This window comes from Pantoea sp. SGAir0183, from assembly GCF_043545505.1.
The window spans coordinates 954,954-969,194 of the sequence record NZ_CP028053.1; the positions used below are offsets into that span (position 1 = coordinate 954,954).

14 protein-coding genes are annotated in these 14,241 nt (G+C 56.0%); 6 read left to right on the forward strand and 8 right to left on the reverse strand.

The genetic code is table 11. The features are described from left to right. Positions 1–46: 46 nt before the first annotated feature. From cysJ to C1N59_RS04610, 3 genes are read left to right on the forward strand one after another with little or no spacing between them, the layout of a single operon-like run. Positions 47–1,849: an NADPH-dependent assimilatory sulfite reductase flavoprotein subunit gene (gene cysJ, locus C1N59_RS04600; protein ID WP_054633233.1), complete on the forward strand. Its 1,803-nt coding sequence runs from the start codon at positions 47–49 to the stop codon at positions 1,847–1,849. After that, the gene (gene cysI, locus C1N59_RS04605) at positions 1,849–3,570 is read left to right on the forward strand and encodes an assimilatory sulfite reductase (NADPH) hemoprotein subunit (RefSeq protein WP_394550367.1); all 1,722 of its coding nucleotides are present in this window, start codon (positions 1,849–1,851) and stop codon (positions 3,568–3,570) included. The genes cysJ and cysI overlap by 1 nt, the downstream gene beginning before the upstream one ends. Next, positions 3,567–4,298 carry a phosphoadenylyl-sulfate reductase gene (locus tag C1N59_RS04610; RefSeq protein ID WP_006120753.1) on the forward strand — a complete coding sequence of 244 codons (732 nt, stop codon included), beginning with the start codon at positions 3,567–3,569 and terminating at the stop codon, positions 4,296–4,298. Before cysI ends, C1N59_RS04610 begins: the two co-directional genes overlap by 4 nt. Before the next feature lie 91 nt (positions 4,299–4,389). On the opposite strand, the gene C1N59_RS04615 is transcribed toward C1N59_RS04610, so the two are convergent. The 6 genes from C1N59_RS04615 to C1N59_RS04640 form a co-directional block, all read right to left on the reverse strand. Then, positions 4,390–5,661, reverse strand: coding sequence for an alanine racemase (locus tag C1N59_RS04615; protein WP_058708941.1), 1,272 nt, complete (start codon positions 5,659–5,661; stop codon positions 4,390–4,392). A gap of 9 nt (positions 5,662–5,670) precedes the next feature. Then, the gene (locus C1N59_RS04620) at positions 5,671–6,408 is read right to left on the reverse strand and encodes an amino acid ABC transporter ATP-binding protein (RefSeq protein ID WP_033739676.1); all 738 of its coding nucleotides are present in this window, start codon (positions 6,406–6,408) and stop codon (positions 5,671–5,673) included. Continuing rightward, positions 6,408–7,049, reverse strand: coding sequence for an amino acid ABC transporter permease (locus C1N59_RS04625; protein ID WP_006120747.1), 642 nt, complete (start codon positions 7,047–7,049; stop codon positions 6,408–6,410). Before C1N59_RS04625 ends, C1N59_RS04620 begins: the two co-directional genes overlap by 1 nt. Then, entirely contained in the window at positions 7,046–7,783 is a 738-nt protein-coding gene (locus C1N59_RS04630) for an amino acid ABC transporter permease (RefSeq protein ID WP_394550368.1), read from the reverse strand. Before C1N59_RS04630 ends, C1N59_RS04625 begins: the two co-directional genes overlap by 4 nt. Positions 7,784–7,831: 48 nt before the next feature. Beyond that, positions 7,832–8,674: an ABC transporter substrate-binding protein gene (locus C1N59_RS04635; protein ID WP_039338353.1), complete on the reverse strand. Its 843-nt coding sequence runs from the start codon at positions 8,672–8,674 to the stop codon at positions 7,832–7,834. 122 nt (positions 8,675–8,796) lie between these two features. After that, entirely contained in the window at positions 8,797–9,189 is a 393-nt protein-coding gene (locus C1N59_RS04640; protein ID WP_033739549.1) for a RidA family protein, read from the reverse strand. Between the two features lie 362 nt (positions 9,190–9,551). Between C1N59_RS04640 and C1N59_RS04645 the strand changes: the two genes are divergently transcribed. After that, positions 9,552–10,304 (forward strand): IclR family transcriptional regulator, encoded by a 753-nt coding sequence (locus C1N59_RS04645; RefSeq protein WP_033739547.1) that lies wholly within the window; start codon positions 9,552–9,554, stop codon positions 10,302–10,304. 43 nt (positions 10,305–10,347) lie between these two features. Here the strand turns inward: C1N59_RS04645 and C1N59_RS04650 are convergent, their stop codons facing one another. Together C1N59_RS04650 and C1N59_RS04655 are read right to left on the reverse strand one after the other, a co-directional pair. Further along, on the reverse strand, positions 10,348–10,632 hold the full coding sequence (locus C1N59_RS04650) for a YciI family protein (protein ID WP_033739545.1): 285 nt from the start codon (positions 10,630–10,632) through the stop codon (positions 10,348–10,350). A gap of 9 nt (positions 10,633–10,641) precedes the next feature. Continuing rightward, the gene (locus C1N59_RS04655) at positions 10,642–11,652 is read right to left on the reverse strand and encodes an aminopeptidase (protein WP_006120741.1); all 1,011 of its coding nucleotides are present in this window, start codon (positions 11,650–11,652) and stop codon (positions 10,642–10,644) included. A 251-nt stretch (positions 11,653–11,903) separates the two neighbouring features. Between C1N59_RS04655 and cysG the strand changes: the two genes are divergently transcribed. Both cysG and cysD read left to right on the forward strand, forming a co-directional pair. Next, positions 11,904–13,319: a siroheme synthase CysG gene (gene cysG, locus C1N59_RS04660; protein ID WP_033739542.1), complete on the forward strand. Its 1,416-nt coding sequence runs from the start codon at positions 11,904–11,906 to the stop codon at positions 13,317–13,319. Positions 13,320–13,330: 11 nt separating this feature from the next. After that, positions 13,331–14,239 (forward strand): sulfate adenylyltransferase subunit CysD, encoded by a 909-nt coding sequence (gene cysD, locus C1N59_RS04665; RefSeq protein ID WP_394550369.1) that lies wholly within the window; start codon positions 13,331–13,333, stop codon positions 14,237–14,239. The last annotated feature ends 2 nt before the right edge of the window (positions 14,240–14,241 follow it).

Sequence of the window (14,241 nt, forward strand, 5' to 3'; positions counted from 1 at the left end):
CCGCCACTATTCGGTCCGGATTTCTGCTACTGGAATTTTTATCGCGATGACGACTCAGGCACCAGGTTCACTGCTTCCGCTCTCTCCGGAGCAACTTGCCCGTTTAGAGGCAGCAACGACAGATTTTTCCACCACTCAAATGGCGTGGCTCTCCGGCTACTTCTGGGGCAAAGTTAATCATGCGCCTGGTCAGGCGGTGGCCAGCGCTCCGGCACAGCCTGAAGCGCCCGCGATTACGCTGCTTTCCGCCTCGCAAACCGGCAACGCCCGTCGGGTGGCTGAACAGCTCCGCGATGACCTGCAGGCCGCAAAGCTGACCGTGAATCTGGTGAACGCCGGCGACTACAAATTTAAACAAATCGGCCAGGAAAAGCTGCTGATTGTGGTGACCTCCACGCAAGGGGAAGGCGAGCCGCCGGAAGAAGCCGTTGCGCTGCATAAATTCCTGATGTCGAAAAAAGCGCCCAAAATGGACGGTGCGGCTTTTGCCGTACTGGGTCTGGGCGACACCTCCTATGAATTCTTCAGCAAGGCGGGCAAAGATTTCGATACACGGCTGGCTGAGCTGGGGGCGGAACGCCTGCTGGATCGGGTTGATGCCGATGTTGACTATGCTGAGCAGGCCAGCGCCTGGCGCCTGGCGCTCACCGACATTCTGAAAGCACGGGTCCCGACGGCCTCGCCCGCACAGGCGGCGGCAACCGTGGCGGGCAGCGTCAATGAAGTGTCCACCAGCCCCTATTCCAAAACGCAGCCCCTCAGCGCGAGTTTATCGGTCAATCAGAAAATCACCGGCCGCGATTCGGATAAAGACGTCCGCCATATCGAAATTGATTTGGGCGATTCCGGTTTGCGCTACCAGCCCGGCGATGCGCTGGGCGTCTGGTATGAAAACGATGCCGCGTTGGTCAGCGAACTGCTGGAGCTGGTGTGGTTAAAAGGCGATGAGCCGGTTGACGTACAGGGCCAGACGCTGCCGCTGGCAGAGGCGCTGCAGAAACATTTCGAGTTAACGGTCAACACCGCGCAAATTGTGGCGCAGTACGCCACTTTGTCCCGCAACGACGAACTGCTGTCGCTGGTGGATGACAAAGCTAAACTTCAACAGTACGCGCAACGTTATCCGATTGTCGATATGGTTCGCCTGGCGCCTGCGCAACTGACGGCTGAGCAGCTGACCAGCCTGCTGCGTCCCTTAACCCCGCGCTTGTATTCGATTGCCTCTTCGCAGGCGGAGACCGATACTGAAGTGCATATCACCGTGGGTGCGGTACGTTTTGATATCGAAGGACGGCAGCGCGGCGGCGGCGCATCAACCTGGCTGGCAGACCGTGTTGAAGAAGACGGCGAAGTCCGGGTGTTTATCGAACATAATGATAACTTCCGCCTGCCGGAGAATCCCGATGCACCTGTGATCATGATTGGTCCGGGCACCGGAATCGCCCCGTTCCGCGCCTTTATGCAACAGCGTGATAACGATGGGGCCAGCGGGAAAAACTGGCTGTTCTTTGGCAATCCGCACTTTACGGATGACTTTCTGTATCAGGTTGAATGGCAGAAATATGTTAAAGACGGCCTGTTAACGCACATCGATCTGGCCTGGTCGCGCGATCAGGCAGAGAAAATATACGTACAAGATAAAATCCGCGCGAAGGGTGCGGAAGTCTGGCGCTGGATTCAGGATGGCGCGCACCTGTATGTCTGCGGCGATGCAAATCGCATGGCAAGAGACGTTGAGCAGGCGTTACTGGATGTGGTGGTCGAGCACGGTGCTATGGATCGTGAAACGGCTGACGAATTTTTAAGTGAGCTGCGCATTGAGCGCCGCTATCAGCGAGACGTTTACTAATGACTGAAAAATACCCTGGACCGCTGGTGGTTGAAGGCAAACTGACGGATGCAGAGCGGTTAAAAAAAGAGAGCAATTACCTGCGTGGAACCATTCTTGACGATCTTGAGGATGGACTGACCGGTGGTTTCAGCGGCGACAACTTCCTGCTGATCCGTTTTCACGGCATGTACCAGCAGGATGATCGCGATATTCGCGCAGAACGCGCCGAGCAAAAGCTGGAACCGCGCCATGCCATGATGCTGCGCTGCCGCCTGCCGGGTGGGATTATTACGCCGACCCAGTGGCTGGCGATCGATAAGTTTGCCACCGAGAAAACGCTCTACGGCAGCATTCGTCTGACGAACCGTCAGACGTTCCAGTTTCACGGCATCCTGAAAAAGAACGTCAAACCTACGCATCAGATGCTGCACGAAGTGGGGCTGGATGCGCTGGCGACGGCGAATGACGTTAACCGTAACGTCCTGTGTACCTCCAACCCGGTGGAATCCGCGTTGCATCAGGAAGCCTACGAATGGGCGAAAAAGCTGTCAGAACATCTGCTGCCGCAAACCCGCGCCTATGCTGAGATTTGGTGGGATCAGGAGAAAGTCGCCACAACGGACGAAGAGCCGATCCTGGGGGAAACCTACCTGCCGCGTAAGTTTAAAACCACGGTGGTGATCCCGCCGCACAATGATGTCGATCTGCACGCTAACGATCTGAACTTTATTGCCATTGCGAAAAACGGCAAGCTGGTCGGCTTTAACCTGCTGGTGGGCGGCGGTTTGTCCATTGAGCACGGTAACAAAGCGACCTATGCCCGTACCGCCAGCGAATTCGGCTATTTTCCGGTAGAGAAGATTCTGGACGTCGCCGCGGCGGTGGTTACCACGCAGCGCGACTGGGGCAACCGTACCGATCGTAAAAACGCCAAAACCAAATACACGCTGGAGCGCGTGGGCGTTGACACCTTTAAGGCCGAAGTTGAGAAGCGCGCCGGTGTGACGTTTGAGCCGACGCGCCCTTACGAATTCACTACACGCGGCGATCGTTTCGGCTGGATCAAAGGTATCGACAACAAATGGCATCTGACGCTGTTCATTGAAAACGGCCGTCTGCTGGATTATCCGGGACGTCCGTTAAAAAGCGGCATCGCCGAAATCGCCAAAATCCATCAGGGCGATTTCCGCCTGACCGCCAACCAGAATCTGATCGTGGCGGGCGTGCCAGAAAGCCAGAAAGCGCAGATTGAGGCGATTGCCCGTGAACATGGACTGATGGAAAATGTGACGCCGCAGCGAGAAAACTCAATGGCCTGCGTGGCGTTTCCGACCTGTCCACTGGCTATGGCGGAGGCTGAGCGTTTCCTGCCGTCTTTCGTCACCCGGGTTGAAGCGATCATGCACAATCACGGCGTCGGTGAAGAGCACATCGTGCTACGCGTTACCGGTTGTCCGAACGGCTGTGGCCGTGCGATGCTGGCAGAAGTGGGCCTGGTCGGGAAAGCGCCAGGGCGTTACAACCTGCACATTGGGGGTAACCGTATCGGCACGCGTATCCCACGTATGTATCGTGAAAACATTACCGAACCTGAAATTCTCGCCACAATTGATGAGCTGGTAGGGCGCTGGGCGAAAGAGCGCGAGGCCGCAGAAGGCTTTGGCGACTTCGTGATCCGTGTGGGCATCGTTGCACCGGTGCTGGACCCTGCGCGCGACTTCTGGCAGGAGGCAAAATGAGTATCGATCTTGCAGCACTGAATGCGATGTCGAAGGTCCAGCGCGCGATGGCGCTGGCCGCGACGAATGCCCAACTGGAAAAAGCCTCTGCGGAAGAACGCGTAAGCTGGGCACTGGAAAACCTGCCGGGTGCTTATGTGCTCTCGTCCAGCTTTGGTATTCAGGCTGCCGTATCGCTACATCTGGTCACGCGTGTGCAACCCGATATTCCGGTTATCCTCACGGATACGGGCTATCTGTTTCCGGAAACGTATCGCTTTATAGATGAGCTGGCCGACCAGCTCAATCTCAACCTGAAGGTGTTCCGCGCCGAAACGTCGCCTGCCTGGCAGGAAGCGCGTTATGGCAAGCTGTGGGAACAAGGGGTTGAAGGCATTGAGCAGTACAACCAAATCAACAAAGTTGAGCCGATGAACCGGGCACTGGAAACGCTGGGCGCCCAGACCTGGTTTGCGGGCCTGCGTCGCGATCAGTCAGGCAGTCGTGCCAGTCTGCCGGTGCTGGGCGTTCAGCGCGGTGTGTTTAAAGTGCTGCCGATTATTGACTGGGATAACCGCCAGGTTCATCAGTATCTGCAAACCCATAATCTGAAATACCATCCGTTGTGGGACGAAGGCTACCTGTCGGTGGGAGATACGCACACCACGCGTAAGTGGGAGCCGGGCATGGCGGAAGAAGAAACACGTTTCTTTGGCCTGAAACGCGAGTGCGGCTTGCACGAAGGCTGATGAAGACAGCATAGCAAAACGGGCGATTCATCCGAATCGCCCGTTTTGTTATGGGCCGGGTCGCGGCCTCAGCGGTGGAGATTCTCTGCGGTCAGAACGCGGTTTCTACGCTGTCCACGACGCGGTAGTCGTCATCGACCAGCGGAAGATAGCGCCACTTATCAAAAGCGGTACAGGGATGAGAAATACCGCATCCTACCCAGTCGCCCGGCTGAAGGGATTCATCCGCGGGAAGGCGCAGATAGGCATGCTGATCGTTAACCTCGCTGATCGACAGATGCGTGCCGGATCGCGGTGCGCTGCCGTCAGCGGCACGCATCCATAGCGGGACAGGTAAATCCTGATCGAAAGGGACATCGCGTCGGCCAAAGTCCAGCAGCGCCAGTCCTGGTTCCGGACGGGACAGTACGCGCCCCCAGATTTCCAGCGCGGCTTCAAAATGGTGGCCTGAGCCCGGCTGCGCAAAGGGGGCGATACGGGAATAGAGACCGCTGTCGTGTGCCATATACGCACCCGAGCGAATTAAAGGCTGAACCGGTAGCGGCAGCGTGGCCTGGGTAAAGCACGCTGTCACCACATCAAACCAGGCACCCCCACCGGCGCTCAGCAGAATGGTCTCACTCTGAAACAGCTGGCGTTCAGCCAGCAGAGTGGCGGTAGATATCATGACGTTGCAGTAGTGCTGAATTAACGCCACGCCCGCTGCATCACGCGCGGCACCCAGCGCCCCTTCATAGCCCGCGACACCGACAAGCTGCAGGTGACGACTTTGGGCGATGCGTTCAGCTATCCTCAGCACTTCCTCCTCGGTTCGGCATCCTGTTCTGCCGCCGGGAATCGATACTTCAATCAACACGGCAATGGCCGTATCGCCCAGGTTCTCTTCCAGCAGCGTGATGCCCGCCAGTGAGTCCACATAACAGAGAAAGCCGTGGTCAGGATGCTGGCGCTGCCATTCACCGATCCAGCGAATACCGGCAGGATCGACTAACTCGTTTGCCAGAAAGACATTGCGGATACCAAAGTGTCGCAGGGCACGGACCTGAGCGGGCGTGGCGGCGCTGATGCCCCATGCACCGCCCTGACTGACAGCTCGCCGTAAGATGGTCGGTGCCATCGACGTTTTACCGTGCGCCGCCAGCATGACACCTTTTTCGCGACAGAATGCCGCGAGTTGCTGCAGGTTATTCTCCAGTGCGGCCTGTTTCATGACCATCACCGGCGAAAACACCGCTGCGCTGCGCAGGACGTCGGTGCCGATCTCAAGCGGCGCCGCGCCGGTACCGGCAACGGATTTAAAACGGGGCGATGGCTGCGCGGCATCCAGCGTGGCATCCGCGTTTAGCGGAAGACGTAAAGACATAGCGGCTCCTTAATGCTCAAGAACGCGTGACAGAAACTGTTGCGTGCGTGGATTCTGGGGATGCCCGAAAATGGCGTCTGGCGTGCCCTGTTCGGCAATCACGCCCTGATCCATAAACACCACCCGGTCAGCGGTTTTGCGGGCAAAGCCCATCTCATGCGTAACCACAACCATGGTCATCCCTTCACGCGCCAGCCCGCGCATGACTTCCATGACTTCGCCGACTAATTCGGGATCGAGTGCGGAGGTCGCTTCGTCGAAAAACATGATTTTGGGCTGTACCGCCAGCGCGCGTGCGATAGCCACACGTTGCTGTTGTCCGCCCGAAAGCTGAGAAGGATAGTGGCCGGCGCGGTCAGCCAGTCCGACGCGTTCCAGCGCGGCCATGCCGCGCGCGTTTGCCTCTGCAACGGAGAGTTTCTGAGCTTTAATCAAGGCCAGCGTGACGTTGCCCAGTGCCGTTTTGTGGGGAAACAGATTGAACTGCTGAAACACCATGCCGACGTGCCCACAGATATCACGACTCCGTTTTTGATCGTGCAGCGGTATGCCGTTAACCCAAATTTCGCCGCCGTCGGCTTTTTCCAGACCGCTCATAATGCGCAGTACCGTACTTTTACCCGAACCGGACGCTCCGATCAGCACCAGAACTTCGCCCGGCGAGACATCCAGACTGATTTCTTTCAGAACCTGAGTCGCGCCGAATGACTTCGTGATCCGGCTCAGGGTAATGGCTGCATTTTTCATCATAACGGGTTCCTGGTTTGCTGGTGTTGCACCCAGCGAGAAAGCGGGTAACAAAGCGCGAAGTAGAGCAGGGCGACCAGACCATAAATCAGCACCGGCTGCCCGATACGATCAACGATGGCCTGGCCCTGATGCATCAGTTCAGACATGCCGATCATGCTGACAATCGAGGTATCTTTGATGAGCGACAGATACTGGCCGACAAGCGGGGGCAAGACGATCCCACGGGTTTGCGGCAGGATAACACTGGTGAAGGTCTGTCGTCTGGACAGGCCGAGGATCCAGGAAACCTCCCACTGGCCTTTCGGAACCGCCTCAATGCCACCACGAAAGATCTCGGCAATGTATGCGCCCTGATAAATGCTCAGCCCCAAAATGCCCGCGGCAAACAGGTTGATGTCATAGCCAAAATACGCCACGCCAAAGTAGATAAACATCAGCGTGATCAAGACCGGTGTGCCGCGAAACAGCTCGGTATAGATCACCGCAATCTGCCGGGCGACAGGCAGGCGGCTGGTCCGCAAGACGGCGGCCAGAAGGCCAAGCAACGTACTGCCGACAATGGCGGCAACCGACAGCAACAACGTAATTATCAGACCGCGCCACAACAATGGCAGGCTGCTGAGAATCAGTTCGCTCATTGGACCGGCTCCTGTTTAGCGGAAGGTGACAGCATTTTTCTGGCCTGTGACCAGAGCGGCCTTTTTACGGCGACGACCAGCGGTGGCATGAACAGCCGACGTCCCGCAACCGTCCCTAACCACGAGAACAGGTTGCTGAGAAACAGGTAGACCAGCGCGACAACGCTAAAGGTCTGGATGTAGAGCAGCGTCCGGGCGTTAATCACGGTGGCTGTGCCCGTCAGTTCCGGCAGCGCAATCGCTGACAGCAGTGAGGTGCCCAGCAACAGCTGAATCAGGTTATTCACGATAGCGGGCCAGACCGCGCGTGCTGCCTGGGGCATGACCACATTGATAAACATCTGGCGGCGGCTGATGCCCAAAATCCAGGCGGCTTCCAGCTGACCTTTAGGAACCGACTGAATCCCGGCCCGGAAAATCTCGGCCAGATAGGCTCCGACGTTAATTCCCAACGCCAGCACACCCGCCGTAAACGCACTCATGGTGATGCCCAGCGAAGGCAGCCCAAAGAACACGATGAATATTTGCAACAGCACGGGCGTGTTACGGATAAATTCAACATAGCCGTGGCTCAGCCAGCGAACAGGCGCAAAGCGGGCGGCTTTTGCCACGGCAGCCAGCAATCCCAGCGCCAGCGCCAGCATAAACGCCAGCAGCGTCACCTGAAGCGTCAGCCAGGTCGCGGCGAGAAAGGTGTCGGCATACTGCCAGAGTGTCAGCCATTGATAGTGCATAGGAAGCCTCCTTAACAGGACGCAGGACATCACCTGCGTCCTCTCTGGTCAGAACTGCGGATTCAGCGGATAGCGAGGTTTACTGCCAAACCATTTCTGGTAGAGCTGGGCATTCTCACCGGATGCATTAATTTCAAACAGGAACTCGTTGAGGTAGTTCGTCCAGATCTGATCGCCCTGTTTAACACCAAACGCGTTATATTCCAGCGGGACCAGCGCTTCGTTTGTCACTTCCAGCGTCGGATCGAGCTTGGCCTGGTAGGCGAGGAAGTTGTTATCCTCAATCATCGCATCGGCTTGTCCCTGTTTCACCGCCAGGATAGCGGCCTGAGAAGAGTCATATTCCTGAATCTTCACGTCGATCCCCATGCTGCGTACTTCGTCGCCGTTGGTCGAGCCTTTCACGGTCGCAATGGTTTTGCCCGCCATGTCGTGGGCCGATTTGATCCCGCTCGCTTTACGCACCAGCATGGCTTCACTGGCCACCACGTAGGGCTGAGTAAAGCCAATCTCTTTCGCGCGCGTCAGGTTACGGGTGAAATTACAGAACACGACATCCACTTTGTTGGTTTGCAGATTGGGAATACGGTTAGCGCTGGTGGTATTCACCATTTCCAGTTTGACGCCCATCTCTTTTGCCAGCGCTTTCGCCAGGTCGACATCGTAACCATCCGGATTACCCGCTTTATCGTAAAAACCGAACGGTGCAAAACTCAGGCAATCGCCCACCCGCAATGTGCCGCGCTGAAGAACGGTTTGTAGCGTGGATGGCGGTGCTGCACCTGCGGTTTCGTTTTTATTTTCGGTCGGTGTACAACCGGTCAGCGCCGCGACGGTGAGCAGAGCGGGAAGGAGCCGGACGAATACATTTTGCTGGAAAGTGGTATTCATATTTCTTCTCTCAAATAAAAGAGGGATATCACCAACATTATTAAATAATGTGGCGGGATATTTTTAATTATGGCTTTTCTGTTGGATGCGTTTATTTTTACCAGGCGAATAAACCGCAGCTATTATTTTCGTCCGGCATTAAAACACGTCATATCGACTTCGACTTTGCAATCCACAACCAGGTCCTGCACGCTGCAGATTCGGGCGGGCGGATGGTCGTGAAAAAGTTCACTAAACACTTTATTAAATGAACTAAAGTACCGGGCATCCGTCAGGACCGCCGTCACATGCACCACGTCCTTAATCTGATAACCCGCTTCCCGCATGATGGTCAGGCAGTTTTCAAAGGCCAGCCGAGTTTGCTCAATGATGCCGCCCTCTACGACTTCACCGCCTGTCATCGGTGTTTGTCCGGAGATATAAAGCCAGCCATCGGCTTCGACCGCACGTGCAAAAGGCAGTTTTTGTCCTCCGGTTCCGACGCCGCCTTCCGTACCGTAACGCTTGATAGTCATACTTATGCCCTTAAAATCGTCACCTTGCTTTGTCTGGTATACCGGAATTCAATCTGCAATACCGGATAGGTCGAGATTTGCACAATGTTAATTATTTTGCAATAGCGAGTAACGGGATTATTTTTTAGCATTAACGTATGGCTCACGAATATTTTTTATCAATGATTAGTTTTTTAAATTAAAAGTGATCGATGTCTCTTTTTTTAATTCAGCGTGCGCGTTTTTGGTGCCCCAATAATTAGCATCAGGAGGAAAAAGAAAAGGATGGTTATTGTGCGCGTACTCAGGTAAAACCGTGTTGGCTGTGTATGATGGCGGCCTGAACCGATTTAACGTGGCGATGCCGGTAGGAGAAAAGTGGTATGCAGGAAGATAAACCCGCCAGAGCGCGCGGCGTGGACCGCGTAATTGATATTTTCCGTCAGCTGCATATTGCCCGCCAGCCGATGGCGATGCGCGAACTGATTGAAGCGACCGGTGCGCCGCGTTCCAGCGTTTATGAACTGGTTAATCTGCTGAGTGAGGCAGGGCTGGTTGAACTGGATGCAGAAGGCAGCGTGTATTTTGGCCGCGAAATGCACTATTACGGTGCGGACTACATGGCGCACAATCCCCTGATTCGCCGCGCGCATCAATTAATGATCGAGATGGTTGCTGAGCATGGCGAAACCGTGCAGCTGTGCATGCTGGAAGGCAATAAATATACGGTGGTGCTGTCAGAGAGCAATGCGCATCCTTTCAAAATCACCTCAGACATCGGCGTTAAAATTCCGATTCCCTGGACCGCAACGGGCCGTCTGCTATTGAGTAACTGGAGTGATGAGGCGATTCTGGCCCTGATCCCCGAGGAGGATTACCGGCTGGCCAATGGTAACGTCTTAGATAAGCAGGCTTTTCTGACCGATATTCATCGGGCGGGCCATCAGGGCTATTCGATGACGGAAGGGCTGTCTGAAAGTTTTACCTGTTGTATGGCCGCCCCGATTCGCGCCCGAAACGATCTGGCCGTGGCCGCGATTTGTTTTATGGTCAGTCGGGATACGCCCGAGGAGCGACGTCAGATGCTGTTAAAAACGCTTATTAACGCGGGGCAAAAGCTGTCTGACTTTACCTGAACCGACAGAAGAGCCTGCTTCTTCTGTCGGTCACACTGACGCGCTAATAACCTTTGAGGACCGCGACTTCATCGGCTGCGCGCGTGATGTTGACGTTAGTGACCTCGTAATGGGCCACCGCAACGAAAGGATCGTCCGCCAGAATGTGATCTAACCGGGCGCGCGGCATTGCTTTGACCATAATCATGCCACCGGTACGCGGATCCTTTCGGCCCGCAGCGATAAAGTCGCCGCTGTTAAAATGCTGATCCAGCCACGTAATGTGCGGAGCCAGCAGGGCCTCGACGTCCTCAATCGGGCGGAAATAGTTCAGGTAAACGATGTACATCGTAGCTCCTCACACTTTGGGGTTGGTTAGTTCACTCAGTAACGGCAGCAGGACTTTCACACTGTCATGGGTGCGCAGACTGATACGACCGGGCAGCCAGTGATCCAGGAAATCCAGATTGTCGCGGTCGGTCTGATGCCAGGTGGTACCGTCAGGGAAATGCCGGGAACGGCGGCGCTGTTGGTCGCCGTCTTTGCTGCCTGCGTTCCAGTTTCTGGCGGTGACATCCAGTAAGGGAAAACCTGCCGCATCGAAAGGATTGACACCGTGAAAGTCATTTTTCGTGAGCTGACGACTGGCGGCGGAAATGCCAAAACGACGCGCCAGCAGCAGGGCGCGTTCGCTGGTCTGTTTGCGTACGGCACGCGGCGTGTTCATACCGCTGTTGAAATAGAGGTGGTCGCCCGTAATCAAACTGTTGAGATCGATTACCAGCAGCGTATTCTTCTTCTCTTTCTCGCTCATGCGCGCCACATAATCGTCCATGCCATGCAGATGGGATTCGCTGGCGCTGAGCGCCACAAAGCGCACCCCGTAATGAAGCGGCTTATGGCTTAACTGCTTAGCCAGTTCCAGCATCACGCCTAATCCGGAAGCATTATCATCCACGCCTTGCAAACGCAGGCCACCCAGGCCGCGCGCCTGCTCATTGTCGCTGAGTGGAATCCAGGTATCCAGGCTGGCAATCACCAGAATTTCCTGTGGGGCGCTGCCTTCCCGTGCGGCGATCACCGAGGTCGCGGTAAGCTTGCGCCAGCGTGATGTGCCATCACGTTCCTGCCATGTGTAACCCGTATTGAACTGTCGGGTATTGGTTTCAAACCCCAGGGCCGTAAACTGATGTTGCAGGTATTCCGCCGCCATCAACTCGGCCGGGCTGCCGCTCATGCGACCGGGAAAGTACGTTGAGATATGACGGACCTGCTGTTCGGCGAAGTGTCCTGTGAGGTCGGTCAGGGCCTGAGCGCTGAAGATCACGCTGCCACCAAGCAGTGCGGCCAGGCGGAGAAAGGCAAGCATGTCGGGTTCCTTGTGGCTTATTCCTAAAAAGGAGGGGCATTTTTTGTGGCCTAGTATGAAACTGTGATGCTCATTACACAATTTGAATCGTCCTGAAAGGCCTGTAGGATCATCCGCTAAGCACATTTTGTTCTGAGCTTTTCTTTAGCGTTATTCCATTCGGTAACATCTCATTCCAATTCGTAATTTCATCTCAATTCACCAGGGAACGTATAGTCGCGATAACGCATCGTAACAACACCAGGGTTAACGTGGATTATTTGCCTCTTTTTGCCGATCTCGCGGGTCGACCTGTACTGGTCGTGGGCGGGGGAGATATCGCGGCGCGCAAGATTGAATTGCTGCGTCGGGCGGGGGCGCGCATTCAGATTGCCTCACGCGAGCTGTGCCCGGAGTTACAAACCTTACTGGATGAACAGCAGCTTGAATGGCTGGCGACGGCTTTTGAGCCTGCACAGCTAGACAAGGTGTTTCTGGTCATTGCCGCGACCGACGATAACGCGCTGAATGCGCAGGTTTATGACGAGGCCAATGCCCGCCATAAACTGGTCAATGTCGTCGACGATCAGCCGAAATGCAGTTTTATTTTCCCCTCCATCGTAGACCGCTCACCGCTGGTGGTGGCGATCTCCTCCAGCGGGACGGCACCGGTCCTTGCCCGCATGTTACGTGAAAAGCTGGAAACGTTGCTGCCGTCTCATCTGGGCCAGATGGCCGAGCTGGCGGGGCAGTGGCGTGACAAAGTCAAAGCCCGCTTCAGTCGCATGTCCGATCGCCGCCGCTACTGGGAACGGATCTTTAACGGCCGCTTTGCCAGTCAGATGGCAACAGGCGATGTTGAGGCCGCCAAAGCGACGCTGGACAGCGAACTGGGCGATCAGCCGCCCCGGCAGGGCGAGATTATCCTTGTCGGTGCCGGGCCGGGCGACAGCGGTCTGCTGACGCTGCGCGGGCTGCAGGTGATGCAACTGGCCGATGTGGTGCTCTATGACCATCTGGTCAGTGAAGAGGTGCTGGATCTGGTTCGACGCGATGCCGACCGTATCTGCGTGGGCAAGCGTGCCAGCGCGCATCTGTTACCGCAGGACGAAATCAACCAACTGATGGTGCAGCTGGCGCAGAAAGGCAAGCGCGTGGTGCGGTTGAAAGGCGGCGATCCGTTTATCTTCGGCCGCGGCGGCGAAGAGTTACAGGCCGCCCAGCAGGCGGGCATTCCGTTCCAGGTCGTGCCTGGCGTTACCGCTGCCGCTGGCGCAACCGCCTACGCCGGTATCCCGCTGACGCACCGTGATTACGCGCAGAGCGTTCTGTTTATTACAGGTCACTGTCGGCCGGACAGTGATGACATTGACTGGCCGTCCCTGGCGCGCGCGCGACAAACGCTGGCGATTTATATGGGTGCGATGAAGGCCGCCGAAATCAGTCGACAGCTTATTCTCCATGGACGCGCGGCGTCGACGCCGGTGGCGGTAATTGGCCGCGGCACCCGGTCCGACCAACAGGTTCTGACCGGCACGCTTGAACATCTTGAAACGCTGGCAGCGTCAGCGCCTTCCCCGGCCCTGCTGGTGATTGGGGAAGTGGTTAATTTACACGGGCAACTTGCCTGGTTTCAGCATTCGGCACAGCAGGGGGCTCGTGAGTCCGCCGTTGTCAATCTGGCTTGAGAGGAAAAACGATGGATCAAAAACGACTCACTCATCTGCGCCAACTGGAGGCAGAGAGTATCCATATCATCCGTGAAGTGGCAGCCGAATTTGGCAATCCGGTCATGATGTATTCTATCGGCAAGGATTCTTCTGTGATGCTGCATCTGGCACGCAAAGCCTTCTATCCGGGTACGCTGCCCTTCCCGTTGCTGCATGTCGATACCGGCTGGAAGTTTCGTGAGATGTACGAATTCCGCGATCGCACCGTAAAAGCGATGGGGGCCGAACTGCTGGTGCATCGCAACCCGGAAGGCGTGGCGATGGGCATTAATCCCTTTGTGCACGGCAGTGCCAAACACACCGACATCATGAAAACCGAAGGTCTGAAGCAGGCCCTGAACAAGTACGGTTTCGATGCGGCCTTTGGTGGCGCGCGCCGTGATGAAGAGAAGTCACGCGCTAAAGAGCGTATCTACTCATTCCGTGACCGTTTTCATCGCTGGGACCCGAAAAACCAGCGCCCGGAATTGTGGCACAACTATAACGGCCAGATTAACAAAGGCGAGAGCATCCGTGTTTTCCCGCTGTCAAACTGGACCGAGCTGGATATCTGGCAGTACATCTTCCTGGAAAACATTGAGATTATTCCGCTCTATCTTGCCGCGCCGCGTCCGGTACTGGAACGTGACGGCATGCTGATGATGATCGATGACGACCGTATCAACCTTCAGCCAGGTGAAGTGATTAAACAGCGCATGGTGCGTTTCCGTACCCTGGGATGCTGGCCGCTCACCGGTGCGGTGGAATCTGAAGCGCAAACCTTGCCTGAGATTATTGAAGAGATGCTGGTTTCGACCACCAGCGAGCGTCAGGGCCGGGTGATTGACCGCGATCAGTCCGGTTCGATGGAACTGAAAAAACGTCAGGGTTATTTCTAAGG

Coding starts and splice junctions, on each gene's coding strand:
- cysJ (WP_054633233.1), top strand. CDS start 47: ATGACGACTCAGGCACCAGGTTCACTGCTTCCGCTCTCTCCGGAGCAA.
- cysD (WP_394550369.1), top strand. CDS start 13,331: ATGGATCAAAAACGACTCACTCATCTGCGCCAACTGGAGGCAGAGAGT.
- C1N59_RS04615 (WP_058708941.1), bottom strand. CDS start 5,661: ATGTCTTTACGTCTTCCGCTAAACGCGGATGCCACGCTGGATGCCGCG.
- C1N59_RS04630 (WP_394550368.1), bottom strand. CDS start 7,783: ATGCACTATCAATGGCTGACACTCTGGCAGTATGCCGACACCTTTCTC.
- C1N59_RS04620 (WP_033739676.1), bottom strand. CDS start 6,408: ATGAAAAATGCAGCCATTACCCTGAGCCGGATCACGAAGTCATTCGGC.
- cysI (WP_394550367.1), top strand. CDS start 1,849: ATGACTGAAAAATACCCTGGACCGCTGGTGGTTGAAGGCAAACTGACG.
- C1N59_RS04645 (WP_033739547.1), top strand. CDS start 9,552: ATGCAGGAAGATAAACCCGCCAGAGCGCGCGGCGTGGACCGCGTAATT.
- C1N59_RS04655 (WP_006120741.1), bottom strand. CDS start 11,652: ATGCTTGCCTTTCTCCGCCTGGCCGCACTGCTTGGTGGCAGCGTGATC.
- C1N59_RS04635 (WP_039338353.1), bottom strand. CDS start 8,674: ATGAATACCACTTTCCAGCAAAATGTATTCGTCCGGCTCCTTCCCGCT.
- C1N59_RS04625 (WP_006120747.1), bottom strand. CDS start 7,049: ATGAGCGAACTGATTCTCAGCAGCCTGCCATTGTTGTGGCGCGGTCTG.
- C1N59_RS04650 (WP_033739545.1), bottom strand. CDS start 10,632: ATGTACATCGTTTACCTGAACTATTTCCGCCCGATTGAGGACGTCGAG.
- C1N59_RS04610 (WP_006120753.1), top strand. CDS start 3,567: ATGAGTATCGATCTTGCAGCACTGAATGCGATGTCGAAGGTCCAGCGC.
- C1N59_RS04640 (WP_033739549.1), bottom strand. CDS start 9,189: ATGACTATCAAGCGTTACGGTACGGAAGGCGGCGTCGGAACCGGAGGA.